This window comes from Salinarchaeum laminariae, assembly GCF_023204835.1.
Lineage (GTDB): Archaea > Halobacteriota > Halobacteria > Halobacteriales > Salinarchaeaceae > Salinarchaeum > Salinarchaeum laminariae.
In genome coordinates, this window is the sequence record NZ_CP096270.1 from 3033592 (window position 1) to 3059039 (window position 25448).

Below are 25448 nucleotides of genomic sequence, written 5' to 3' on the forward strand. Positions count from 1 at the left end.
TATGGCAACAGAACGAGGCCGAATCCAGATTTCGGGGTTCGATCCCGATCGCGTGACCGAGCGGGAGTCCCTCTCGGACTGGAGTGACGACAGTAGCACAGAGACGATGAGTCGCTGGAAGCGAGCGGGCGTGCGGTTCGTCCACAACTACTCGGCGATGTTCGGGGTGCTGATCGTCGTCCTGATGTCGCTGGCGGCGATCTTTGCCCGACCGATTTCGATCGAGGGGTTCACCGTCCAGCCGTTCTCGCTGGCGCCGTACGACCCCGAGACGATCCTCTATCTCGATCCGTCGTCGGACGTTGGAATCTACAGCGCACCCACGCCCGACCACCCGATGGGAACCGACCAGAACGGCCGTGACCTGTTCTCTCGCGTCCTCATCGGTGGCCGATACAGCATTTCGATCGGCTTCATCGTCGTCGGACTCACGGCGAGTTTCGGAATGGTCTACGGTGCAATCGCAGGCTACTACGGTGGCTGGGTCGACGAGATTCTCATGCGGATCGTCGACACCATCTTCGCGTTCCCTGGCCTGGTGCTCGCGCTGGTCATCGTCACGATGCTCGGCAAAGGGTACTGGGAGCTGATCCTCGCCTTCTCGCTGTTCGGTTGGGCGGGCTATGCGCGTATCATCCGGGGAGAGATCCTGCAGGTCAAACAACAGGAGTACGTCACTGCCGCGAAAGCACTCGGGGCCGGTGACTTCTCGGTGATCTTCAGACACATCGTTCCGAACGCGATGGCGCCGCTGATCGTTCAGGCGTCGCTCTCGATCGGGACTGTCGTCATTGGCGTGGCCGCACTCGGATTCCTGGGGCTCGGGATGCCGCCGGGCACCGCCGAGTGGGGTACCATGCTCGACTCGACGCGCCAGACGCTCATTCAGGGCCCCGGCGGATCGATTCCCTGGTGGGCTACCGTCTACCCCGGTGGAGCCATCTTCCTGTTCGTGATGTCCATGAACATGATCGGCGACGGGGTCAACGACGCACTCGACGCACAGGAGGTCGGCAACGTCCGACAGGGTGGTGGGTAAATGTCCCTGATCGAAGTCGAAGGACTCTCCGTCGAGTTCTACACCCAGGGAGGAACCGTCACTGCGGTCGACGACCTCTCCTACCACATCGAACCGGGCGAGAAGTTCGGCGTCGTCGGCGAGAGCGGAGCGGGGAAGAGCGTCACCGCGCTCTCCCTGATGCGACTGATCGACGACCCCGGACGGATCGTCAGCGGATCGATCCGGTTCTCCGACGCAGAGACGACGAGGCGGCTCGAAGATCAGTATCCGAACAAGACCGTCGACGTCCAGACGCTCCGCGCCGAGCACGACCTCGACGAGATCGCACGCCGACTCGAACAGCAGGGCTGCGACGGATCCGATCTGACCGGAAACGACCGCCACTTCGACGTCGCACCGACCGAGCTGCCGGCAGGTGCCTTCGACATGCAAGACGTCGTAAACCGCGGGCACGCCGCCGATCTCGGCATCATCGAGGATGACGACTTCATCGTTCACGACGGGAGCGAGCAGTATCTGGAACTACTGCGTGCACCCGAGGCAGCGGTGCGGTCGCTGCGTGGGAACGACATCGCGATGATCTTCCAGGACGCACAGACTGCGCTGAACCCCGTCTACACGGTCGGCGAACAGATCGCCGAGCCGATGCGCCACCACCTCGATTACTCCGACGAGGAGGCCAAGGAGCGGACGATCCAGCTCCTCGACGAGGTCGGCATTCCGGAGGCGGAGACGCGATACTCCGACTACCCACACGAGTTCTCCGGCGGGATGCAACAACGGGCCGTGATCGCCATGGCGTTGTCCTGCGATCCCGACTTGTTGATCGCCGACGAACCGACGACTGCCCTGGACGTGACGATCGAGGCGCAGATCCTCGAACAGCTCGAGGAGCTCGCCGACGAGTTCGACGTCGCGATCCAGCTCGTTACCCACGACCTCGGCGTCATCGCGGAGGTCTGTGATCGAGTGATGGTGATGTACGCCGGCAAACCCGTGGAGAAAGCACCCGTCGAGGAGCTCTACTACGACCCGAAACACCCCTACACCGTCGGGCTGATGAGTTCGATCCCGCGCGTCGGCGACGACCGCGACCGACTCATGACGATTCCGGGCACGATGCCCGATCTCGTCGAACTACCGCCGGGCTGTAGCTTCCATCCACGCTGTCCGTACGCGGAAGAGAGCTGCGCCGAGAAAGAGCCCGCACTCGTCGATCCGGAGACGGGTGAAGTCGCGACGGAATCGTCCAGACGGGGTGCTGCCTGTCTGGAGTACACCGGCGATCTCGAGGAGGGCCTCGACTACGAGGTCCAGGTCGCCGGTGAGCCCGGCGACGGGCCAGATCCGTCGAGTGTGCAACCAAATGGAGGTGACGTCGATGGCTGATCGGAGCGGTGAGCCGATCCTCAGTGCGAACGGCCTCACCAAATACTTCGACACGAGCGAGGGGTTCATCGACGACATCCTCGGGCGGACGAACATGGTCAAAGCCGTCGACGGCATCGACCTCGATCTGTACGAGGGCGAAACGCTCGGCGTGGTCGGCGAGAGTGGCTGTGGGAAGACGACGCTCGGCCGGACGCTGCTCCGACTGCTCGAACCAACCGAGGGATCGGTCTACTACCGGCAGCGCTCCCCCGACGGAGCCGGCCGCGAGGAGATCGACCTGACGGACGTCTCGAGCAGACGGCTCCGCGAGCTCCGGACGGACCTCCAGTACATCTTCCAGGATCCGTTCTCGAGCCTGAACCCACGGCTCACCGTCGGCGACATCATCGGCGAGCCACTGGACATTCACGGCATCGCGTCCGGGCAGAACCGGACGGAGCGGATCGGCGAACTGCTCGACACTGTCGGGCTGAACCCAGGCCACGCGCACCGCTATCCCCACGAGTTCTCCGGTGGGCAGCGCCAGCGCATCGGCATCGCCCGTGCGCTCGCCGTCGACCCGGAGATCATCGTCTGTGACGAGCCCGTCAGCGCACTGGACGTGAGCGTGCAGGCACAGATCCTCAACCTGCTCGAGGATCTCCAGGAGGAGTACGGACTCTCCTACATCTTCATCGCTCACGACCTCAGCGTCGTCGAGCACATCGCCGATCGAATCGCGGTGATGTATCTCGGCGAGTTCGCGGAGGTCGGAACGACCAGGGAAGTGTTCGAACCGCCGTATCACCCCTACGCCGAAGCGTTGCTCTCGGCGATCCCGGAGCCCGATCCCAACTGGGAGGGCGATCGGATCCTGCTTCCCGGGACCGTTCCATCCCCGATCAACCCGCCGTCTGGCTGCCGGTTCCACACGCGCTGTCCGCGTGTGATTCAGCCCGAGGAGATGGACCTCGATCAGAACGTCTGGCGGTCGCTCATGGACTTCAAGCTCCGGCTCCGTGGCGCCGACTCCCTCGAGTCGGTGACGGCAGTCGAGCAAGCGGAGTCCAACGACGGGGAGGCGGCGGTGCTCGAACCCGAGAACGTCTCACAATCGAAGCTCGACGAACTCGTCCGCGAGGAGTTCGATCTCCCCCGGACGATTTCGGACAGTCGGGCGGAGTCGACCTTCGGGGACGCGGTCGGGCGGCTCCACGAGACCGACTTCGAGGGTGCCACCGACGCGCTCTCCGAGCCGTTCGAATCGCCCTGCGAGACGACGGATCCCCAGCAGATCGCAGTCGGTGGCACGCACCAGGTCGCGTGTCTCAGGTACGACGACACTGTCGACGCCGAGCAGCCGTCCTGGGACAGTAGCGACGCGAGCGCCGCTGCCGACGACTAGAACGCCAATCGAGCGGACGCTGGTGGCGTTCGTCCGTTTTCCGTTCCTCCGTTTCACGTTCAGTTTCGGGCCGAACCCTTTAGCCCGCCCATCGTCAATGGCTTCGCATGCGTCGAATCTACGAATCGTCGGCGATACAGCGGGACGACGACGATTCGTTCGTGCCGAACGAGCGCGACGTCGACGTGGAGCCACAGGCGATGCGATCGATCGACGGCGATCTGTTGAGCCGACATCTCATCCCCTACTGGCTCCGCTATCGAGCGATCGCCGTCGACGTCAGCACACAGCGCGAAGAGTACTCCCAGGGCGACCCGGTCACGTTCGCGATCACGTTGCGGAACCGGTTCCCGTTCCCGGTAACCATCCCCACAGCGTCACGAATCGCCTGGACGTGGTCGATCGACGGCCTGAACGAGGCCTCGGAGGTTGCGACCAACCACGCCCCCGAGCAAAAACACGGGTTCCGGTTCGGGCGTGGCGAGCGCAAACGGTTCACTCGAACCTGGGAGCAGTCCTTTCGCGTCGGGCCACGCGACTGGGAACGCGCCGAGCCGGGCGAGTACACGATCCGTGCGGGACTCAACGTCGAGGATGCGACCGACAGCGTCGCCGACGAGACCGTCGTGACGATCACTGAGTAACCGGCCAGAAGTCGTCCCAGTGAGGGAACAGTTCGTCCAGCACGCTAGACGCGTGCAGCGCCTCCGAGTCAGGCTCGCTCGGCGTCCGCCAGCAGGTCGCCCTGGGCTGCGTCGGATGGAAGTTCGACGAGGCGAGTGCCGCAGTCCTCACACGCGAACGTGACGACCTCGTAGCTCCGGCAACAGGAGTCGACGACGGCCTCGTCGAAGGATACGACGCCATCGCAGACTGGACAGCGCTCGTGGAACGATCGGAGGGCTGCGAGGATATCCAGACGTTGCTCGAGGGGGACGTCGTACCAGCCGTCCGTCCGCTCGGCCAGCACGTCGTTGGCGGCCACGTCCACATGGAGCGCCGCATCGGACGGCCACGGTCGGACGCGCGAATCGATCTGGACTGCAGGGTAGTCACGATCCTTGAACGTGATCGAGTCGGGGCCAGTCTCGAACATCTCGGTGAGATCGGCCGCCGTGACGCCGTCCGCTGCGAGCTGGTCTGCGCGATCGAGGAGGGCGGATTCGAACTCGTCGGTTGTCCTCAGATCAGCAGCTGTATCGTCCACGTCCGTTTCTGCACGGATCGCACCGGCGTCGCGCAGGAACGTCTCGGGATCGACGGCGTGTTCCCGCTCGTACTCGAGTTTCTCCAGCGTCTCCCACTCCTCGTTCGCCGCGGGATCGGCGGCTTGCACCCGCTCGTCGCCGTGATCGAAATATGCGAGCAGCCGGTCCGGCAGGTAGCGTTTCGTGAGTTCCGGCGTGCCAGGAACGAGGTAGCCACGGTAGTAGATCGACAGCAACGAGACGCCGAAGACGACCGGGGCGAGCGGAAGAACGACGACGGCGACGAGCAAACTTACCACGATCGCGATCAGGACGTTGACTGCCGTACACGGAAGACAGCGGTTCGCTCCCGTGTACTCCGGGCGTCTGATCCCCTGGAGCAGCGACGACTCGGTGGACATACCGGTAGCTGGGGATCCAGCACCAAAAAATGCCCGCGGGTTCCGGTTTTCGCAGCCCCTGGGTACCTCTGAGCAGCGCTCGCGCCGATGGGGAGGGAATACAGCGCGTTACTCCGAATCGGGGGCTACGTCCGTAACGGTGCCCACGCCCTTGCTCCGTCCTTCGCGGAACACGAATCGCTGGCCCTCCTGAAGGAGGTAGGGCTGGAACTTGAATCGTAGGCGAGCCCGACCGGTGTCCCCGGGCAGCAGCGGGCCGTCCTCGGGATAGATCGCCGCCGCCTCGCTGACGGTCTCGAGATGGACGACGGGCTCGTAGCCGGCGTCGATCCTGGTCGGATGGTTGAGCACCATCACCTCCGCTTCGAACTCGCGAGTCGGGATCGGCGCTGCGTCGCGGGGGAGGAGCGCCATCCCGCGATCGATCTCCCGCTCCTCGACGCCTTTCAGCGCGATGCCGACGATCCGTCCGGCCCGTGCGCGATCGACGCGATGGTAGTGCATCTCGATCGAACGAGCCTCGACCTCCCGGAAGGAGCCGTCCGGCATCGGTCCGAGCAACAGCTCGTCGCCACTCTCGACGGTGCCGGAGGTGATCGTCCCGGAGGCGACGGCTCCGACGCCGGTCACGGCGTAGGTCCGGTCGACGTACATCCGGAAGGGATCCTCCGGCGTCTCGCCGCCAGTCTTGGGGAGATGCTCGAACAGCTCGTCGAGGACGGTGACGCCCTCCATCGTGACCGCGCTGGTGCCGACGATCGGGACGACGGTCTCGTCGATCTCCTCGATAGCTGCCTCGACGCCGTGCCTGCTGACGAGCAGTGGCGTTCGGTCGGCGTCCCGGAGCAGGCGCTCGATCTCGCGCTCGACCTCGGCGAGTTGCTCGTCGTCGACGAGGTCGGTCTTGGTGATCGCGACGATCGTCGGGAGATCGGTCGCCAGCAGGACGCCGAGATGCTCACGCGTGGTCCTTGTCGGGCCGTCGTCGGCAGCGACGGTCAGCAGCCCGTAGTCGAGTTTCTGGCCGACGAGTCCACGGATCGTCGTCCGGAGCCAGGGCTCGTGACCGACGGTGTCCACGAAGGAGACGAGTCGGTCCGCCTCCTCGACGATCCGGGCGCGATCGGTCTTCCTGTCGGGGTTGTCCATCCGCACCGGACCGTCGTCGTCGAAGCCGTAGACGCCATAGGAGAGGTCCGCGGAGAGACCACGTTCGACCTCGTGGGGCTGGACGTCGAGATAGGAGCGGGTGCCGCCCTCGCCGTCGTCAGCCTGTCCGGTCAGGATCGTTCCGACGAGCGTGGACTTGCCGTGATCGACGTGGCCGGCCGTCCCGACGACGATGTGCTCGTCGTCGGTCTCCAGAATCGCGCCCTCGCGGACCGTCGCGAGACCGACGAGTCCGCGGTCCTCGTCCGCGGCGTCGCCAGTGCCGACGTGACCGCGACGGGGATCCGGGACCTCCGCTGCGTCCATCGATCCGTCGACGTCGGGCGACGCTTCCTCCGCCGGCACGCCCCACGTCTGTACTTCGTCGATGTGGCACTCTGCCTCATCGGCGAGCAGGCTGAGGACGTCCATCGTCTCGGAGAAGACGTCGGGAGCGACGCCAGCGATGCCGCCGTCGTCGGTGACGCCGAGGACGTAGGTCGCCTCGCCGTCGCCGGAGAGCACGCGATGACGGAGCTGGGCCGCCAGGCTCTCTCTGCGTCCCTCGGAGAGATGGGTGTCTTTCGAGAGACGCTCCTTGAACTCCACGCTGCCCCCTTCGCGCTCGCCACGATCGAGCGCCTGCTCGAGCGCGGCCCGCTGCGGGCTCATGTAACTCTTCGTTGGGATCGTGACGACAAAACTCCCCCGGTCAGTGTGTGACACTATATCACCCCACCGCCGACATCGAACGTCAGGCCGCGCCGGTAAGCGTCTCGTACGCCTCGTTGACCCGTTTGAACGACTCCGTCGAGCCGCCGCGATCCGGATGCGTCTCCTTGACCTTCTCCCGATAGGCGTCCCGAACGGCGTCGGCGTCCGCATCCGAACGGACCCCCAGAACGCCGCGTGCCCGATCCGGTGACATACCGGCCTGCGCGGAGGACGCCTGCCCGTAATACCCCGCTGAACCACCTGCTTCCGTGCCGAACCCTCGTCTCCGAGTTCTACGTCCGCGAGCGCCGCGGCGCCCGGCCTCCGTGCGGCGCTGCGCTCGGCGGCGTTTGTCGCGCCAGTCGGTGCCACGCTCGCGCCATCGGCCGTCGTTCTGGGGGCCAAAGCCCGTCGCCGACGCACGTCGACGGCGCTGCCCGGCCGTTTCGCCACCAGCCCCGTGTCGGGCCTGCTGGCGTAGTCGCTCGGTCAGCCGACCGGTGGCGTGATACCAGAAGAGGTAGGCGACGCCCGCGAGCGGCACTGCCAGCAGCAGTACCGGCCACCCAACGACGACGGCGGCGAGCGTGAGCAGCGCTGCCATCACTGCGAAGAGCGCCGCCAGCCAGCCGAGCAGCACCGAGTACACACATCTGATTGGTGGCCGATCGCGTTAAGCCCCTCGCCGATCGCGGCCAGGGGGCCGGCTCGAGAAAGAACGGGAGAGAGGGTGTGAGTGAGCGACGTGCGCCGGTGCAGTCCGCTGCTGGTCGGGCCGGCCGTGGATTCAAACGTCTGTACGGCGTATTTCGATACATGAGCGTCTCCGGCCTCTGTGAAGTCTGCCAGAGCGCACAGGCTGTGCACAGATGCGATCGGTGTGGCACCGTCGTCTGTCGCGAGCACTTCGCAGAGGCGCTCGGCTACTGTACGAGCTGTGCCGCCGAGGGTCGCGGAGGCGAGGGCAGCGAGGACGTCGATCCGTCAGGAGATACGTTTCAGTTCTAGAATCAGAATCCAACAGCGAGCGACATCAGGTCGGTAGCCGGGTAGCTCACACCGGCCGTCGGACGCTACCGGTACTCGTTGAGGCGGCGCTTGAGGGTCGCAGCTGCGCTGCCAGCCGCCTTGGCGAACTCGTCTTCGGGAACGTGTGCGTCCTCCCAGGAGAAGATGATCCCACGGGTGGAGTTGACGAGACCGACGCCCTCGTACGGGCCAGATGCGGCAACGCCGTGTTCGACAGCCGCCTCGACGTCGCCGCCCTGGGCGCCGACGCCTGGAACGAGGAAGGGGAGTTCGGGGACGCGTTCGCGAACTTCCTCGAGCTCGTCGGGTGCCGTGGCACCGACGACGAGGCCAACGTTGCCGTCGTCCCATTCGGATGCGAGGTCGGCGACGCGTTCGTAGACCTGCCCGCCGTCCTCCAGTTCGAGCGACTGGAGGTCGGCGCCGCCGGGGTTCGAGGTCCGACAGAGGACGAAGGTTGCCGCCGACTCGTGGGAGAGGAACGGCTGGAGGGAGTCCTCACCCATGTAGGGGTTCGCGGTGATCGCGTCCACCCGGTCGAGCAGTTTCGCGTACTGCCGGGCAGTGTTCCCGATGTCGGCACGCTTCGCGTCGAGGATGACGGGGACGCCTGTCCCTTCGGCGTAGGCGAGGGTCTCCTCGAGTGCGCGCCACCCGTCGGGATCTTCGTAGAATGCGGCGTTGGGCTTGAACGCTGCAGCGTGTTCGGCGGTGGCATCGATGATCCGGCGGTTGAACGCCCACCGTGGAAGATCGTGGTCGGCGACGGCCGCGGGAAGCCGATCTGGATCGGGGTCGAGCCCGACGCAGAGCAGGCTGTCGGCGGAGGCGACCCGGTCGGCGAGCCGATCGAAGCAGTCCATGCCAGCGACTGTGACCGCCCGGGCTTTACCCGTTACCATCGCTCTCCTCGACCGCAGCCTCGAGCACGTCGAGCGCCCGTTTGGACTGCGCGCCGTACGCGAGGCGAACGGCGATCCCATCGGTGTCCCACTGGGAATCGGCGTCGAGGTCTGCCGCGTCGGCTGCCGCTCGCGCCGCGTCGATTGCAGACGAGGAACCGGACTGAGAGGATCGGGAGGACGGTGGTTCGAGAACGAGCGTCGCGCCGGTCTCGTGGACGAACACGCGGGCGAACAGCGCACCGACGTCCTGCTCGGTCGGTTCGCGGCGCGGGTCTCGGCTCGAATCGCCCGCATCCTCGACCAAACGTACGTCGTAGGCGCGTTCGCCTGCGGGCGTTCCCTCGACGGTTCGGTCGGCGTTGGCGACCACGAGATCCCCCAGCGCGCCACGACGCCTGCCGTCGATTTCCGAAGCGAGCAGCTCGCCGATGCGATAGCCGTCGCTGAGCCGCTCCTCGACCATACGGGGTACTCTCCGTGCCGCATACTTGTGCGCCGCGGTCACCGACGCTCACCGGCTGGTGGTCGGTAGCGACTGGAAAAACGGACGGAGTTCACTCGTCGCTGCCCAGTTCGTCGAGCGACCGCTCGGCGATATCCGTCACCGGCTCGCCCTGCTTGCGTGCGTAGAAAACCGCAGCCGCCTCGATTGTCACGCCAAGATCACCTTGCAGCTGATTGATCCCGGCGACTGCCTCCCGCTTCTCGTGGCCCGCCTCGGTCAACACGTCGAGTACGCGTTCGAACGTCGAGCGATCGCGCAGGAGCTCCTCGCCGGGGGAGAACTCCTCGGGAATCGTCGTCTCGCCGACGTCGAACGTCGGAGAAACGGCGTCGTCGGATCGTTCGATGAGCCCCTCGCCCGCGGCGACGTCGAGGAGGCGTTTCGACTGTGCGGGTGAGTACCACCGGCGATCCATCGCGATCGCCGCGACGAACTCGCTCTCCCCCAGTTCGTCCACCCCGCGCTGGCGAAACGGTGCCGCCACGGTCCGCCGCAGATCCATCGATAGCTGTTGGGCGTGACGGCGTATTGAAGCTGGCGATGCGGGGTATCGAATCGATGGATAGTGATCGAGTTCGAAGGGTGGCAGGAACGGACGAGCCGCGAAAAGCGTAGCGGGGCAGCGAGCCTCGGAGCCCTTCAGGAGCGTCGGTTACTGTCGGTGGTCAGCGACCGGAGGATGCTCCCGTAGGCCGGTCGGCTGACGGCGACCCCGAGCAGCACGCCCAGGATCGTGATGATCGCGAACCCACGCAGCTGTCCGAGGTCGAGGATGGCCAGCGGGCTCATCGCGATAATCGTCGTGGCGGCGGCCGCGCCGATAACCCAGAACGCCTTCCGGAACCGGTTCTGGAAAACGCGCTGGGAGGTGACCTCACCCTGGGCCTTCACCTCGTCGGCGATAATGATGAGGTCGTCCACCCCCGTTCCGATGACGGCGATGAACCCGGCGACGTGAGAGAGCTCGATCGCCCAGCCGATGGCCGCGGCGAACCCGAGGAGGATGACGACCTCCGAGAGCGCCGTTGCCGCCATCGGCACCGCGACCCGGGGATCGCCGTAGCGTGCGAACACGGTGAGCACGACTGCGAGGACGGCGAGGAGCCCGGTGATCAGCGAGTTCCGACGGAAGTCCTCTGCGAGGGTGGGGCTAACCATTTCCTCCGTTGATTCGTCGAAGTCGAGCGTGGTCGGCAGCGCACCTGCGCGCATGTCGATGAGGAGGTCCTGCGCGGTCGAGATGTCGGGAGCCTCGACGATGAACTGACGGCTATCGGTGAAGGACCCGTCGATGAAGCTGTTCGCGAGATCAGGAGAGAGCGGCGAGCTGTAGACGGTTTCGCCGTCGACCTGGGTGAGCAGACAGTACTCACCCGGCTGGAGGTCATTGGTGTTGCAGGCGTTTGCGGTGTTCAAGCTCCCCTCGGCGAAGCCGGACTCCTGCATGGACTGAGTCATCTCCGCCGCAGCTGACTGAGTCAGCGTGACGGGAACTGCAGGGCGCGGGCCCTCCGTGTCGACGCTCCCCGCCTCGAAGTCCTTCTGAGTGAGCAGCGTCTCGTTCTGGGCGCCCGTGCCGTTCTCGCCCGGGTAGTAGGCGACGATGGCGACTTCGCCCTGCGAATCGAGCAGATTCTTTAGCCCGTCGATCGTCTGTCCCGGCGACTCGATCTGGACCCGATCGCGCGGCTCGTTCGGTGACTGTGCACGTGTGACCGTACTGCCACCGAAACCGGTCTCGCCGAGACGATCGTCCACCGTCGCGATGATTTCGTCGAGTGTGTATTTGGAGACCCCGTGTCGGATATCGCCGTTTTGCACGTCGAGGCCTGCGTTCTGTAACCCTTGCAGGAACGCCGCCCGCTCGACGTCGGCCCGCACTTCGACCGCGTCACTCGGGAACCCGGATCTGGACCCGTAGGCGACGGAGGTAACGATGTCCTCCTCTTCGGCTGTGGTCGTGTTGGTGATCGCCTGTTTTATCGCCTGATCGTTCTGGTCGGTTACCTGTACGTCAGTCGCAATATAGCCGTGCGGGGGTGCTGAGATCCGAGCACCGCCGGCCAGATCGATTCCGAACTGGATGTTCGAGACGGCCGCAGTCGCGTTGTTCGAGCCGCCCGAGTCCGCCGCAGCACCGGTGATCGGCGCCCCCGGGACGAACAGGAAGAACATCGACGCGAGCAGGAGGACCACGAGCAGCAGAATCCGCCAGTTCGTGCGGATTCGACCGAGGAGGCTCATCGGTTCACCCCGTCGAACCGGTACCATCGCAACAGCGCAACGTTGAGCATGTACGTGTTCATGAGGTCAGCGGCGAGTCCGACGAAGAGGATCGTCCCGATGGCCAACAGGAGCGGAATACCGAAGATGAACGCCGCAATCGCCATCGTCGCCATCGCAGCCATCGAGGTCACGGTCATCGTGACGCCGGTGTGCATCGCTCGATAGACGTCGTCGTAGAAGTCACCGCCAGTGCCCCGCCGGAGCACGTGGTTGTTGAGCAGGATGTCGGAGTCGACGCTGTACCCGATCAGCATCAGGAGTGCGGCCACCGTCCCGAGCGACAGCTCGTAGCCGACCAGCCCCATCAGCGCGAGCGGGATCATGATGTCCGAAAACGCCGAGATGACGATCGCGATGCTCGGAACGAACACGCGAAACAGCGCGAAGGCGATGACGCTCATGCCGAGGAAGGCGACGACGACCCCGATGAGCGCCAGCTGCTGGGTGTTCTCCGCGAACGTCGCGTCGAAGGTGTTGACTCCCTGGACGACGTCGCCGCCCTCCTGGGACGGTTCCAGCTGCTCGTTTGCCTGTTCTTGTAGCGAGGTGTCGCCGTCACCCGCTTCTGGTCCGAACGTGACGAAGTAGCGATCGGACTGCGTCTGGGAGGTCTGGATGTCCGTCGGCTCCGTGTCGAACGCAGACTCGATGGTACTTACGTCGTCCGTGGTGTCGACGGTCAGCTCCGTCCCACCGGTGAACTCGATGCCAAGCGGTGCAGGGGCCCCAATCAGGAACACGTTCGCGCCCACGACGAGGAGAGCGAGTGCGAGAATCACCAGCGGGACCGCGAGGAGCTGGCGATTGGTGTACCGGTCGTAATCCGGTTCCGGTACGTCGAAACTACGCATGCCAGCGGCTCCGACAGCTTGCCGAATAAGCCTTGTTATACCGCTCGCGGCGACCGAATCGTACGCTTCCCGTCGGTGCATCCGTGAGCAGCGAGGTGCTGTCCACGACAAGGCCCGGCGAGACGCCGAGGACGGGACAAGATACCAGGAGGCCAGCACCGATCGGGCCCTGCCTCATGAGCGACGGATCGGTGTAGAATACGACGAATCAGTCCGAAGAACGTCCTCTGTCGACCGCTCGTACCGGCCCAGCGTGGCGATCGGCCGGATCGCGAGCAATCAGACGTCGGGCGGCAGCTCCTGTGGGTCGTCGCGCTCGTCGAGCACCCACTCGAGTTCGGCGATCGCGCGGAGCAACTCGACCTCCAGCTCGTCGGCGGTCGGCGAGGATGGCGGGTCGTTCTCGTCGTAGCGCGCCTCGAGCTCTTCGAGACGGCGGCGGATTGCGTCCTCTGGTCGCATACCAGTCCGTCGGCAGCCCGGTCACTTTAGTGGTGCCGGTCGGGGGCGACCACTGGACGATCGTCGGGATCTCGGCGTCGGGTAACACAGGTTGATGGGAGTTCGTCCACCGAGACAGCACTGGCGAACGGCCATCACCCGACCGTATATATGTCCCTGCCCCAACCCATGTGGTATGAAGTTCGTCATCGTCGGCTACGGGCGCGTCGGCGCCCGGACCGCACGCATCCTGCAGGAGGAGGGTCACGAAGTCCTGCTGATCGAGAACGACCAGGAGAAGATCGAGCGAGCACGGATGGAGGATTTCGAGGTCCACGAAGGCGACGGCTCCAGCGAAGACGCCTACGATGGGATCGACCTCGAGTCCGTCGACGCCCTCGGAGGGCTCACCGGCGATCTCAACACCAACTTCGCGGCGTGTATGATCGGCAAACACCACGGTTGCCGGACCGTCCTCCGCATCGACGAGGACTACCGCGAGGAGATCTACCAGAAGTACGCAGACGACGTCGACGAGATCATCTACCCCGAACGCCTCGGCGCTGCCGGTGCGAAGACCGCGCTGCTGGGCGGGACGTTCAACGTGATTGCAGATCTCACAGAGAACCTCCAGCTGAGCGTCTTCGAGATCCACGAGGACGCGCCGGCAGTCGGCAAGCGAGTCAGTGAGGTCGATCTGCCGCCCTCGGGACGGATCTACGCGCACGGGCGCTCACACGACGCGCTGACGATTCCGCTACCGGGAACCGAGCTGGCGGCAGGCGATCGCGTCGCAGTCATCGTCGAGACCGAGCGGGTCGACGGCGTTCGCGAGGCGCTGCTCGGCGAGAGCTAGACGGGGCCAGCTCGGAGCCACGGGCCGTTGTCGCGGTCACAATCGACCCCAGCGACAGCTCCGTGATCGGCGTTGCTGGAGTACTGTCGAGGCAGGCAGCGCAGTCCAGTTCCCACAGATCGAAGCGGACGGCGGTGAGCCGCCGTCCGAAACGGTCGAGCGGAATCGAATGGGAGAGTGTGGTGCGGGCGCGCTCGAGAGGATGGGGAGTGGGCAGCAGTGCGCGCCCGGTCGATGCCGATGGGAGTGTTGGTAATAAATCCGCGTCAGACGAGCGCGTGACTGCGGCGGGATGAACCTCCAACCGCGGATATCTTCGTATCACAGCAACCCACCAGCCTCGGCCCGATCGCTCGTGGCCCGTAGCGCCGAGCCCCGGTCGAAGGCGAGACGTTCTTCTGAGTCGCGCGCGTCCGATCACCCATGGACGTGGTCGTCACGGTGGCTGGAGACGACGCTCGCGAGGTGCGCCTCCCCGACGACGCCACCTACGGCGACCTGCTCGACGCAGTCGACTGTTCGCGCCACGAGGCGACCGCGCTCGTCGACGGCCAGCCGGTGCCCGCCGACGCCCCGGTCGACGCAGACGCCGTCTCCGTGCTCCAGCTCGTGAAGGGCGGGTAGGGCACAGCCGACCGGACGACTTTTTCCCAGTACGCCCGATCGACCAGTATGGCAGACGGCGTGCCGCCGGGGATGTCGATCGAGACCGCCACCGAGGAGGACCACGTTCCGGTGAGCCGGGTGCTCGACGGTGCGCTCCTCGAACATCCTGACCTGCGAGAGCGCATCGCGACGGGAACCGTACTCGTCGCGAGGAGGGACGGTGCCGTCGTCGGTGCGGTCGTGGTCGACGCCTCGGGGTCGGCGGATCCATCACCGCCAGCCGAATGGCAAGCGAGCGCTCACGTCGAGGCCATCGCGGTTCGACGCAAACGCCGTCGGAGCGGAATCGGCAGTGCGCTGCTCCAAACGGCCAGTCGACGCTGGGGACCGTTGACCGCAACCTTCGACGAACGCGTCCTGTCGTTCTACGAATCGCTGGGGGCTGAGTGCCGGCAAGCGGGCGATGACGATCGGTGGTGGGCGTTCCTTCGCGAGCGCGCCGCGGGCGGTGACGACGAACGGTAGCGAAGGTGAGTGGAGGCGGGCAGCTGAACCAGGCAGTGAAAGCGTGCGGCGAAACCGGGCAGACGAGGCGCTTTTGCCGGCGGCCCCCGACCACTCGTCCGTGCGCGAGTTCTCCGCAGAGTATCTCACGAGCACCCGTCGCGGGATGTGGGCGGATTCCCGCGAGGCGCTCGCGGGGCTAGCGCTCGCCGATCGCGAGCGAGTGCTCGACGTCGGCTGCGGAACGGGCGAACTGACGCGAGTGCTCGCCGAGGAATCGCCGGGGTCGGTCTACGGCCTCGACGCGGATCCCGACCTGCTTGCCGCCGGTCGGAGTGGCGACTGGGAGCCACTCGCGGGCGACGCGCTCCGACTGCCCGCCACCCAGAACGCAGTCGATCTGGTCGTCTGTCAGGCGCTGTTGATCAACCTTCCCGACCCGGCGGCAGCGGTCGCGGAGTTCGCTCGCGTCGCTAGCGACGACGTCGCTGCGATCGAACCCGACAACGCCGACGTGACGGTCGAATCGACGGTCGACGCGGAGGCGAAGCTCGCCGCCGAAGCGCGAACCGCGTACCGCCGTGGCGTCGGGACCGACGTCGCCCTCGGTGGTGCGGGAACGCGGGAGGCCTTCAGGGAGGCTGGACTCACGGACGTTCGGACGGCCCGCTACGATCACGTCCGAACGATCGAACCGCCCTACGCCGAGGACGACCTAGAAGCAGTCCGTCGAACGGCCAGCGGCGAGGGGCTCGCCGGTGATCGCGAGACACTGCTCGCCGGGGGTCTCTCTGCAGCAGCGTACGACGAACTCCGGGAACGATGGCGGGCAGTGGGCAGGGAGGCGATCACGCAGGTCGGTGAGGATGCGTACCGACGGCGTGAACTGGTGCCCTTCTACGTCACAGTGGGCAGCGTGCCGGCAGCGGATGACGCATCTCAGAGCGACTGAGACCGGGGAACCGTAGCCACTACTATCGATGGGAATCGGACGCTGCTACAAAATGTTTCTTTCTCGAAGCAATCATTATGCCCTGGCAGTCGGTAGCTACGCGCAATGAGCACCGTCATCGCCGTCGCTGGGACCATCGCCGGCGCCGGCACGACGACGGTCGTAACTGCCCTCGGGACGGCGCTCGGCGAACAGCGCCGTCGCGTCGCACTCGTGGACGCGACGGAAGAGGGATCGCGAATCGCCGACGCGATCGACGTCGACGGCGAGGGCGAACTGGCCGATGCCCTCCGACGGGGAACGACCCCTGCCGACGTACAGGCCACCGGTCCCCACGACGTGGCGGCGTTCCCGACGGATCCGACGACGAACTGGGGTGCCGTCCGCCCCGACGCCGTCGATACGTTCTACGAGTCGCTCCGGGAGCGCTTCGAGTTCGTGCTGATCGACTGTGGCTGTTCGATGTCGCCCGCGCGCTCGCCGTGGCTGGGCCACGCCGACGAGGTCGCCATCGTCACGGACCCCGACGTAGCCGGAGCCGTTTCCGAGCCCGCATCACTGTCGAGCGCCTTTGACGTGCCGATTCGCGGCGTGATCGCAAATCGGGTCCCACACAAGGAAGTCGACGATGCGCTCGAGGCGATGGAGTCGGTCGACGCGCCCGTTCTGGGAGTGCTACCCGAAGATGCGACGGTCGGTGCTGCCGCGGAGTCGGGGAGCTCCGTACTCCGCGCGGAGCCAGATAGCCCGATCGCGACCTGCGTCTGGAAGCTCGCGCTTCGGGTCAGAGAGACCGACCACGACGAGCCGGTGATTCCACCGGGTGCTGCTGCGAGATCCAATCGAGCGGCTGGCCAGGAGACGGGACCAGAGATGGGCGAGGGGGCGAGCGGCGAAGACGACGGTGACCCCGCGCCTGGAACCAGCGAAGACGAAACTACCACGGCAGACGACGATGTGGCCCCGTCGACGGCGTCCGAGACCGGAGTCGACGACGCGATCGAGCCGTCCGACGACGAGACGACCGACGCATCCTCACCGGCCGAAGCAGGATTCGAGACTCCAGACCCCCAGCCCGTCGAACCTGCACCCGACGACGCGACACCAGTCGAACCGACGGCGGATCCTGAGGAACCTGGCACGGAGGATAGGGGCGTGGCTGAAGCGGATGGAGACGAATCGGACGCGGACGAAACGGAAATGAGCGAACCGAGCGGGGACGAAGCGGAGCCGTCTGCCACGTCAGATGGCGATCAGAATGAGAAAGGAGACGACGAGGAAGAGGAGTCCGCGGCGCTCTCCGACGACGAGATCGAGGCCGTGTTTCAGGAGACGATGCAGCGCGTCAAGGAACGCCAGGAGACCGACACCGACGAGTAGCCCACGACGATCGACACCACTCGACCGGTTCGGACCCTATACGACGTCGCCGCGGACAGTCGCGCCCTCCTGTTCCTCACGCCAGGAGTGTACGGACTGTGCCGCTGTCTCGGCCGCGTCGGCGTCGAGCCCGAGCTGTTCGAGCGCGTCGGAGAGCGGTGGGAACGGGAGTGCGGACTCTCGGAGTTTCTCGAAGGCAGTCTCGCTTCGCATGCCCTCTGCCCAGAGACAGACGCCGCGGGGATCGAGCACCTGCTCGTAAGCCTCCCGCGCTGCGGCGCCGCGAAGCCGCTGGGTGACGTTGTCCTCGAACCCGGTGTTGCAGACTTCCAGGTGGATGGGCTCGTCGTCCTCGATCAGATGCGCGGCCAGACAGCGTTCTGGTGCGGCGTAGCCGTTGGGGTTCGACCGGAGATACTCGGGATGGTCGACAGCCCAGTCGGCGCGGACGGTCGACCCGATCCCCTCGACGCCAGTGGTCTCTGCGACCCCGCCAGCGTCGACGTCGCTATCGTCCTCGAGCAGCACGTCCTTCGTCACGTAGACGTCGAGCCTGTCGACGGGATCCACGCCGAGCGCGAGATCGCCGTAGACCCAGAGCTCGCGAACGGGAACGGGCATCCGTTCCTCGACGACGGTGTCGACGAGGCGCTCGACGCGATCGACGGCCGCGTCTCTGTCCATGCGAGAGTGGTAGGGCGCCGACGGCAAAACGTCCGCGCATCGCGCCTCGCTGGAGCGATGATCGCTGCGAAGACCCCGCGGCGACCCTGCCGAAGCGAACGCGACGATGGGGCCGGTTCGGCGGCCGACGATCTATCCGACCGTCAGGAAGACGCCGATCATGACCCGGGTGAACCAGCCGACGGTTGCTCCGATCCAGGTGAGCAAGACGAAGTGCATGTAGGCGTTGGCACTGTTTCCGCCGTCGGCGGCCCGGATCATCAGCGAGGAGATGAGCGCGTTGAGCAACACGAGCATCAGGAGGAAATACTCGATCAGGACGACGTTGTAGATGTCGGGGTAGATGATGCTCCCGACGGCCATGTTGTCCGGGGTCTGGATGCCGGCGGACATCGCGGTCAGGACGTTGACGACCTCCAGCCCGATGAAGAACGCGAAGGTTGCCGCGGCGGTGATCCCATAGAGCAGACCGACGAAGGTCACCGTCGACTGGGCGCGCTGCTCGCGAAGCTGGAGCACCTCGCTCATGTTCTTCGAGATCAGTTCGCCGAGCACCTTCGGTTCGCCACCCATCTCGCGGCCGACGACGTACATCTCGCTGAACTTCTGGATGAGGTAGGAGTGTGACTCGGCCGCGAAGTAGTCCCACGCCCAGAGCGTGTCGATCCGGATGTTGAGTCGTTTGTAGAGGTTGTCGATGGCGTCCGATAGCGCACCGAAGTTGCGGGTTCGAAGCGTCGAGAGCACGTTCGAGGTCGTGGACTGTTTGACGCTCTCGCTGGCTCCTAGCGCCCTGATGAAGCTCGCGAACTCCTCGTCGCGACCCCGAATGCGCTGTTCCTCCTGCCGGATCACGATCCCGGGAAGCAGCAGGGGTGTGATCGGAATCGCGATGTAGAACGGCAGCGGGATCGATTCGTGAAGCCCCGGCGGGAGCGGCGGAATCCGCAGCGCCGAGAGAATCGCGACGAGACCGATCACTACCACGAGCACCACGGCGACGACGATGGTCACCGTGACGCGAAGATCGTACGGTAGGCGCTTGTCGCTGTCCTGGTACCAGACCGGGTCGTTCGGGGTCATCACCCGGACCGCGTAGAGGAACCCGATCTGGACCATCAGGAACATGATGATCACGGCGGCCACCATGACCATCGGGTTCGATCCGGTGAGGATCGGGAGGACGACCGCGAAGACCAGTGCGAACGTCATCGAGAGGATCATCGAGAGGTAGAGATCCTTCAGCACCTCCAGGTTGTCCAGACTGCTCCGGTAGTGCGTCACGTAGTTCCGGATGATCATGTCCTGCTCGGCCAGCAGGAAGTCGCCCAGCTCTTGCCCCGCGTTGAGAGTGTACGCTAGCCGTTCGAGGAAGTCGCCGAGCGAATCGTTTGGCACCTGTCGAGCGCGCATCCGGCAGGCGTCGTCGAGGCTCTGGTTCCAGGTGTCGACCAGTTCGACGATGCGTCGCATTTCGTCGGCGAGAGGACCGTACTCGTCTTCGTTCGCCAGTTTCCGGAAGACGACCACGCGGTCGATGTTCGTCGTCGCGAGGATCGTCATGTGCGTGACGAACAGATGCAGTCGATCGCCGATCGCGGCTTTCGCCCGGTTCTGAGAGAGCTTCGGATATATCACCGCCGCGACGACGCCCAGAAAGCCCAGCGCAGGGATCGGTAGCCGGAGGACGAGCGGCAGCGGTACCTGGAGCGTTGCTACGAGCGTGAAGATGAAAAAGGAAGCAGCCGGCGCGATGACGAGCAGGAGGTACCGCTCCATCGGCATCTCCATCTCGTCGTAGGAGTCGGCGATTGCCCGGGCTCCGAGCAGCAGATTGCCACGGACTGCACCGGGGTTGGTGCCGGAGGTAGACACGGCTACGACCACCTCGATCGAATCGTTCGATCCCGGGAGAGTGCGACCAGCACGACGATCACCTCGTCCGGGCCATATCGAAGGGGAGGCCCTCGATGCCGTCGCGCTGGAAGTCGGCGATCGCGTCGTTGACCTCGTGGTAGCCCAAAACGTCTTCCTCGATCAAGCGACGAATGAGATCGGCCCGGAACTGGAGTTCGTCGTAGATCTCGCGGGTGTCTTCATAGCCCAGCAGCGTCGCGATCTGTTCTTCGAGCACGAAGGAGTTGTTCATGCCCTGGAAGACGATTTCGTCGGCAGCGGGGTCCCAGTAGAAGGACTGGCGGGTGACGACGCCGTCCATCTCCTTGGAGTAGCCCTCGATCTCCTGAACCGAAGTCACGCGGCGCAACACGTCGTCGCCTTGCTTGACGCGGTTCTGGAACAGCGCGACATCGGCGTTGTCCATGAACGTCTCCGGGACGTTGATCGGGTCGCCCGTGAACCGCTGGATCATCGAGACGATGTCGCTCGCGTGGAAGGTCAACATGACGGGGTGGCCCGTCTGTGCCGCCTGGAACGCCATACGCCCCTCCTCACCACGAACCTCGCCGACGATGATGTAGTCAGGTCGGGATCGGAGTGCTGCCGCGACGAGGTCGAACATGTCGACGTTCGATCCCTCCTTCCCGCCCTCACGCGTGAGAAGCTGCTGCCAGGTGTCGTGTGGGGGCAGCACCTCGGCGGTGTCCTCCGCGGTGTAGATCTTCGAGTCCGAGGGGATGAACGACATGATGGAGTTGAGCGTCGTCGTCTTCCCCGACGCGGTCTCCCCGACGACGAACACCGTCTGTTCGTTCTCCAGACAGAGCCATAGGTACGCCGCCAGCTCCGGGGAGAGCGTTCCCCACTTCGTGATCTGGAGGACCGACAGCGGCACCTCTTCGCCCTGCCGGATGGTGAGCGAAGAGCCCTGGATCGAGACGTCGTCGGAGTAGATGATGTTGACACGGGAGCCGTCGGGCAGCGTCGAGTCGACGATCGGGTCGGAGTCCGACAGCGGATCGCCGATGCGCTCGCCCATGTTGCGCAGCCAGTTGTCGAACTCCTCGTCGGATCCCCACTCGACGGTCGTCTCGAGCATGCCGAACGTGTCGTGATCGACGAAACACTGCTGGGGGCCGATCACGTGAATGTCCTCGTTGGCCGGATCGCGCATGACCGGTTCGAGCGGGCCGAACCCGACGATGTCCCGGGTCAGCTGGTAGCGAATGTTCTCGTAGGTCTGCTGATCGACCGTCTTTGGACCGCCACTGATCCGATCGAGCAGCTGGTCGACGGTGCCGACCTCTGCCCCCTCGATGGAAACGGTCTCGGAGAGCAGTTCGTCGATCCGCTGGTCGTACTCTTCCTCGCTCTCCGGTGCCGGCTTCGAGGCGCTGCGTTCGAGCAGCCGACGGCGGACGTCGTTGTAGAGCCCGACCTCGGTGTCGTCGAGCGTCGGCTCGATCGCGTAATACTTCGTGTCGCGACCCAGGTCGCCGTAAACGTGGCAGTAGATCGGGCCGCCGACGGGGTAGAGCACGTTCGGACGGTGGGTCTCGTACTCGCCAGTCGGCTCCTCGATCAGCTCTGGGAACTCGCCGGTGATCCGCTTGAACTCCTTGAGATGCTGCGCGAGATGTGGCCGTCGCCCCGCGACTTTCCGAAGCTCCGGCGTAATCTGTTTGGTTCCGTGATCTGCCATGTTAGGCCACGCTCCTGCTCTCGATGACGATTCCGATGCCCGATCTGACAGAGTAGCCGACCGAGTCACCGACCTGTTCACCCATACCCGTGAACCGCTTTACTGCAATATTTCGGCGCACGTCGTTACCGACCTCGATCATCTGCAGTTCGAGATAGACGTCGGCGATCGACCGGAACGGCCCCATGGCTTCTTCGTCGACCGCCGTCGGGTCGACCGTCAGGAGGACGATCTTCCCCTTCGCTACCACGTCCCGGAAGAAGGAGATGATCTCGAGGGCAGCCTGTCGCTCGTCCCCCTGCCGAACGAGGTGTTCGAACTTCGGATCGTTCCGCAGGATTGCGTCGAACGTGTCGAGGATGATTACGTCGGACTGCCACATCGTCTCGGCGTCCATCAGCCGCTTGAGCAGTTGCATTCGCTCACCCTCCTCTTCGTCATCGCCACCACGGAGGGCGTCGGTCGAGTCGATGTCACCGTGGAGGAAGAGTAGTCGCTCGTCCAGCAGGTGATCCTCGACGCCGTAGTCCAGGGAGTGCATCTGGTCGATGAACCCCTTGACCGTCAGCTCCGTCGAGAGGAAGGTCGCCGTGTTGCCCTCCTCACAGATACCGTACGTGAACCGTTGGCTCAGCGCCGACTTCCCCGCGCCGTACTGTCCCTCCATGATGACGATGCTTCCGCGGGGAATCCCTCCGCCCAGCTCGCTGTTGAGCCGATCGCGATCGTCGAGCCCCAGCGAGACGAGATTGCGTCCACTCATACGCGGAACCGCAACACCTCCTCGTCACCGTTTGTCGACACCTGGATCCGATGATCGCCAGCGTCGAGCGTACGTTCGATCTCGATCCGGACTACCGTACCGGTCACCCAGTTCTGTGGATCGTCCTCGAGTGAGGTCACGTTGAAATCGCTCCCGGGGACGTACTGACCGTCGACGAGGACGTCGATCTGGTCGGTCGTCGCCGCGAGGTTCGTCGATCCCGTATTTTTCGCGAGCACGGTCACGACGCCGTCCCCGCCGGAGTCGTTGTAGATCGCGCCGCTGCCCGGATCGGAGATGAGCACGAGATCCGTCCGCACCTCCTCGCTCGTGCCGACGCTCCTGTCGGTGACCGAGTCGCTGATGCGATCGACCCCGGTAACGAGTGCGCCGGCGACCGTGGCCGCGACGAGCATGCTCGCGATGAAGATCACGAGATGGGAGACGGAGACGCTAGCCAAGCGAGATCACCTCGGTTTCCGTCGCGGCAACCCCAGTCCCCGCGACGACCTTGACGCGGTCGGGCTGGGTGGTCTGCGCCAGGGTCATCACCAGCTGCTCCCCTGGCAACAGGACCGACGTCTCGTTGTCACCGTCCACGCTGGTCGTGAGATTCCCACGGTAGGTCCCGTCCACGAGCAACGACAGCTCCTCGATGGTCAACACGGCGGAGCCGGTGTTGTTGACGTGTACGGTGAGTTCGGATGCCGTCGCGTCGTGAGTCGCGTTCGCGATGCCGACGTCCGAGTTCGTCTGCAGGAGCTGCCTGTCCTCCTGTTGTTGCTGGGCCTCGGAAACCCGCTCGTACCCGTTGTTAACCGCACTGAACGCGAAGCTGAACGCGATCAGTCCGCCGATGAGGATGATCGCGGTCGCCCCGCTGACGCTAAATCCCATCCGCTCCCACCTCCCCCGACGCGAGCTCGGTCACGTACTGGAGACTCCTGAGGTGGTCCTGCAGATCGAGCGCCTCGGGCGGCTCGTCGACGGAGTAGCTGTCCGCGGCTCCCTCGACCTGCCCGAGTCCGTCGAGATAGCCGAGCAGATCCGCCCGCACGTCCTCGGTCACCCAGTCGATCGACTCGTAGTAGCCGACCGCGTGCGCCGCACTCACACAGTCCGCTGCAGAGACGAGCCAGTCGAGCCACTCGAGTACGACGGCGTCCGCGGCGTAGCCGTCGGGGAGCGTTTCGAGATACGGTTTCGCCAGCTCGTCTGCCGAGAGATCCGGTGCTGCTGCGCCATCGGTCGGTAACAGAATCTTCTCGAATCGGAACTCGTCGGCGGTGTTTCCCGTCGGGAGGTCGGCCGTCGGATCGTCGACGAACCCCTCCCGGAACTGACGGAGGCGTGCGCCGACGGCCTCCGTTCGCGGATCGACGAGATCTCGAGACGGCTGCTCGGAAGACGGCCCGGTCTCCGTCGCGGCCGCAGTAGACTCCTCGGCGCGCACGTCGGCGCTCGGAGCTGGCGCCTCTGCGTCGTCCTGGCCGCTCTCGGCATCGGTGGCTGCTGCGGAGCCGCCGGAGATAGTGTCAGAGGAGGTGTCAGAAGCGGAGTTGGGCGTCGGGGGCTCGCCTGCGCCGCGATGGATGCCCTCTGGCACGCCCGTCACGTCGAACTCCGACGTCTCGTCTCCGCCGTCGGCCGATTCGGCCCCGTTAGCCTCGTCTCGTGAATCCGGCAATTCGTCAGGAGACACCGGGTCCTCCTGGGGCGCTGCTTCGTCCGGAATCGTCCCGTCGTCCGGGGAGCCCCCATCGGCTTCACTCGCGGCGGCCGCGTCGGCCACGATGGCCTCACCGAACTCCGCGATCGCGTCCTCGACAACGTCTTCGAGCACGGATTCGACGGCACCGTCCAGAGCGTCGTCGAGCCTGGATTCGAGGGACTCCGCGTCCTCGAACTCCTCGGGGGATCCGGCCGCAGCGGATTCCGCAGAGTCGGACTGCGCCGACGCGACCGCGAGTCCGCCGAGCATCGTTACGAGCTGTCGCACGTCGGTTCCGACCGTCTCGACCTCGGTCTGGAGACCAGTCGTTGCAGCGGCGACGTCGGAGAGAGACGTCTCGAGCTGAACGTGATCGGACTCGAGCGCGCCGATCCTGGCTTCGAGCTCGTCGAGGCGCTGGGAGTCGAGGCGGTCTGTCTCCGTATCGTCAGCCGTCGATCCGGCGGAATCGCCAGAGACATCGGCCACTACTTCGTCGCTGGACGACGCCGAGAACGGTGGCGCAGCTTCGTCGTCGGAGTCGGTGACGGCATCGAGGAGCGCGTCGCCGTGATCGGTATCGGCGTCGTCGCCGAAGACGATCGGATCGTCTTCAGCCCACGGGCTGTCGCCAATGGGTGCGTCCTCCGCGCCGCCGTCGGTGAGCGGGCGGCCGTCGTCGCCGCGACCGTCGGAGGCTTCCGAAGGACCAGAGGACTCCGAGGTTGCGCCAGCCTGTTGTTCAGACCTGTTCTCGGGCTCGCCCCCGAGCCGTGAAAGTACGGTTCCGAGCAGCCCAGCGGCGTCGTTCGGCGCCTCGTTGCCCATCGTTACCACCCCCGATTATCGTTCATTGTAGTCTTCGAATTCTCGTCTGTTGCGCAGAGGTTTGCTGTGGATAGCTACCGCGTACAGTCGTGATAATCCGTACTGCTGGAGTTCTTAAAGGTCTTATTGCCGTGCGTACGCGCGTCCGGAATCGGAGTGCACCTTCGCATCAGTGAACAAACGAAACCGCCAATTATCTCCAAGGATAATTCGGCCAGTACTTTGAAGTTGCAACGGTTCTGGCCCGCGGGCCCGACACGCCCGAAAACGGGTGAGA

At 65.2% G+C, this 25448-nt stretch carries 26 protein-coding genes; 10 read left to right on the forward strand and 16 right to left on the reverse strand.

The genetic code is table 11. The annotated features are described in order from the left end of the window. Position 1 precedes the first annotated feature (1 nt). The 4 genes from MXF70_RS14455 (at position 2) to MXF70_RS14470 (ending at position 4441) form a co-directional block, all read left to right on the forward strand. Positions 2-1039, forward strand: a complete 1038-nt coding sequence (locus tag MXF70_RS14455; protein WP_248516367.1) for an ABC transporter permease — start codon at positions 2-4, stop codon at positions 1037-1039. Next, entirely contained in the window at positions 1040-2410 is a 1371-nt protein-coding gene (locus tag MXF70_RS14460) for an ABC transporter ATP-binding protein (protein ID WP_248516368.1), read from the forward strand. Next, positions 2403-3797, forward strand: a complete 1395-nt coding sequence (locus MXF70_RS14465; protein WP_248516411.1) for an ABC transporter ATP-binding protein — start codon at positions 2403-2405, stop codon at positions 3795-3797. The genes MXF70_RS14460 and MXF70_RS14465 overlap by 8 nt, the downstream gene beginning before the upstream one ends. 107 nt (positions 3798-3904) lie before the next feature. Continuing rightward, positions 3905-4441 (forward strand): DUF7974 family protein, encoded by a 537-nt coding sequence (locus MXF70_RS14470; protein ID WP_248516412.1) that lies wholly within the window; start codon positions 3905-3907, stop codon positions 4439-4441. A 68-nt stretch (positions 4442-4509) separates the two neighbouring features. Here MXF70_RS14470 and MXF70_RS14475 read toward each other — a convergent pair whose 3' ends face one another. The 3 genes from MXF70_RS14475 to MXF70_RS14485 form a co-directional block, all read right to left on the reverse strand. Further along, positions 4510-5406, reverse strand: coding sequence for a DUF8054 domain-containing protein (locus tag MXF70_RS14475; protein ID WP_248516413.1), 897 nt, complete (start codon positions 5404-5406; stop codon positions 4510-4512). Positions 5407-5514: 108 nt separating this feature from the next. Then, complete coding sequence (locus MXF70_RS14480; protein WP_248516414.1) at positions 5515-7227, reverse strand: GTPBP1 family GTP-binding protein; 1713 nt, start codon at positions 7225-7227, stop codon at positions 5515-5517. An 82-nt stretch (positions 7228-7309) separates the two neighbouring features. Beyond that, positions 7310-7918, reverse strand: a complete 609-nt coding sequence (locus MXF70_RS14485; RefSeq protein WP_248516415.1) for a DnaJ domain-containing protein — start codon at positions 7916-7918, stop codon at positions 7310-7312. 167 nt (positions 7919-8085) lie between these two features. On the opposite strand from MXF70_RS14485, the gene MXF70_RS14490 reads away from it, so the two are divergent. Further along, the gene (locus MXF70_RS14490) at positions 8086-8277 is read left to right on the forward strand and encodes a hypothetical protein (RefSeq protein WP_248516416.1); all 192 of its coding nucleotides are present in this window, start codon (positions 8086-8088) and stop codon (positions 8275-8277) included. Positions 8278-8342: 65 nt separating this feature from the next. Here the strand turns inward: MXF70_RS14490 and pyrF are convergent, their stop codons facing one another. The 6 genes from pyrF to MXF70_RS14520 form a co-directional block, all read right to left on the reverse strand. Further along, the gene (gene pyrF, locus MXF70_RS14495) at positions 8343-9161 is read right to left on the reverse strand and encodes an orotidine-5'-phosphate decarboxylase (protein WP_248518412.1); all 819 of its coding nucleotides are present in this window, start codon (positions 9159-9161) and stop codon (positions 8343-8345) included. A gap of 25 nt (positions 9162-9186) precedes the next feature. After that, a complete protein-coding gene (locus tag MXF70_RS14500; protein WP_248516417.1) occupies positions 9187-9666 on the reverse strand; it encodes a DUF7993 family protein in 480 nt (159 codons plus the stop codon). A gap of 91 nt (positions 9667-9757) precedes the next feature. Beyond that, the gene (locus MXF70_RS14505) at positions 9758-10210 is read right to left on the reverse strand and encodes a DUF2240 family protein (protein WP_248516418.1); all 453 of its coding nucleotides are present in this window, start codon (positions 10208-10210) and stop codon (positions 9758-9760) included. 137 nt (positions 10211-10347) lie between these two features. Continuing rightward, positions 10348-11952, reverse strand: a complete 1605-nt coding sequence (locus MXF70_RS14510; protein ID WP_248516419.1) for a preprotein translocase subunit SecD family protein — start codon at positions 11950-11952, stop codon at positions 10348-10350. After that, positions 11949-12845 (reverse strand): protein translocase subunit SecF, encoded by an 897-nt coding sequence (secF, locus tag MXF70_RS14515; protein ID WP_248516420.1) that lies wholly within the window; start codon positions 12843-12845, stop codon positions 11949-11951. Before secF ends, MXF70_RS14510 begins: the two co-directional genes overlap by 4 nt. 279 nt (positions 12846-13124) lie before the next feature. Further along, positions 13125-13307 carry a hypothetical protein gene (locus tag MXF70_RS14520; protein ID WP_248516421.1) on the reverse strand — a complete coding sequence of 61 codons (183 nt, stop codon included), beginning with the start codon at positions 13305-13307 and terminating at the stop codon, positions 13125-13127. 175 nt (positions 13308-13482) lie between these two features. Here MXF70_RS14520 and MXF70_RS14525 point away from each other — a divergent pair, with 175 nt between their 5' ends. The 5 genes from MXF70_RS14525 (at position 13483) to MXF70_RS14545 (ending at position 17584) form a co-directional block, all read left to right on the forward strand. Beyond that, positions 13483-14142, forward strand: coding sequence for a potassium channel family protein (locus MXF70_RS14525; RefSeq protein ID WP_248516422.1), 660 nt, complete (start codon positions 13483-13485; stop codon positions 14140-14142). Positions 14143-14565: 423 nt separating this feature from the next. Continuing rightward, positions 14566-14766 carry a ubiquitin-like small modifier protein SAMP2 gene (gene samp2 / locus MXF70_RS14530; RefSeq protein WP_248516423.1) on the forward strand — a complete coding sequence of 67 codons (201 nt, stop codon included), beginning with the start codon at positions 14566-14568 and terminating at the stop codon, positions 14764-14766. 48 nt (positions 14767-14814) lie between these two features. Further along, positions 14815-15273: a GNAT family N-acetyltransferase gene (locus tag MXF70_RS14535; RefSeq protein WP_248516424.1), complete on the forward strand. Its 459-nt coding sequence runs from the start codon at positions 14815-14817 to the stop codon at positions 15271-15273. A 100-nt stretch (positions 15274-15373) separates the two neighbouring features. Then, a complete protein-coding gene (locus MXF70_RS14540) occupies positions 15374-16204 on the forward strand; it encodes a class I SAM-dependent methyltransferase (RefSeq protein WP_248516425.1) in 831 nt (276 codons plus the stop codon). A 105-nt stretch (positions 16205-16309) separates the two neighbouring features. Beyond that, the gene (locus tag MXF70_RS14545) at positions 16310-17584 is read left to right on the forward strand and encodes a ParA family protein (RefSeq protein WP_248516426.1); all 1275 of its coding nucleotides are present in this window, start codon (positions 16310-16312) and stop codon (positions 17582-17584) included. Between the two features lie 36 nt (positions 17585-17620). Here MXF70_RS14545 and MXF70_RS14550 read toward each other — a convergent pair whose 3' ends face one another. The 7 genes from MXF70_RS14550 to MXF70_RS14580 all read right to left on the reverse strand — a co-directional run bounded on the left by MXF70_RS14550 (position 17621) and on the right by MXF70_RS14580 (position 25171). After that, entirely contained in the window at positions 17621-18268 is a 648-nt protein-coding gene (locus MXF70_RS14550) for a DUF7095 family protein (protein WP_248516427.1), read from the reverse strand. A gap of 132 nt (positions 18269-18400) precedes the next feature. After that, complete coding sequence (arlJ, locus tag MXF70_RS14555) at positions 18401-20143, reverse strand: archaellar assembly protein ArlJ/FlaJ (RefSeq protein ID WP_248516428.1); 1743 nt, start codon at positions 20141-20143, stop codon at positions 18401-18403. Between the two features lie 58 nt (positions 20144-20201). Beyond that, positions 20202-21869 (reverse strand): archaellum flagellar ATPase motor FlaI, encoded by a 1668-nt coding sequence (flaI, locus tag MXF70_RS14560; RefSeq protein WP_248516429.1) that lies wholly within the window; start codon positions 21867-21869, stop codon positions 20202-20204. Between the two features lies 1 nt (position 21870). Then, entirely contained in the window at positions 21871-22632 is a 762-nt protein-coding gene (gene arlH / locus MXF70_RS14565; RefSeq protein ID WP_248516430.1) for an archaellum protein ArlH, read from the reverse strand. Then, a complete protein-coding gene (gene arlG, locus MXF70_RS14570) occupies positions 22629-23093 on the reverse strand; it encodes an archaellum stator protein ArlG (RefSeq protein WP_248516431.1) in 465 nt (154 codons plus the stop codon). The genes arlH and arlG overlap by 4 nt, the downstream gene beginning before the upstream one ends. Then, complete coding sequence (arlF, locus tag MXF70_RS14575; RefSeq protein ID WP_248516432.1) at positions 23086-23529, reverse strand: archaellum stator protein ArlF; 444 nt, start codon at positions 23527-23529, stop codon at positions 23086-23088. The genes arlG and arlF overlap by 8 nt, the downstream gene beginning before the upstream one ends. Further along, a complete protein-coding gene (locus MXF70_RS14580) occupies positions 23519-25171 on the reverse strand; it encodes a FlaD/FlaE family flagellar protein (protein ID WP_248516433.1) in 1653 nt (550 codons plus the stop codon). The genes arlF and MXF70_RS14580 overlap by 11 nt, the downstream gene beginning before the upstream one ends. Positions 25172-25448 lie beyond the last annotated feature (277 nt).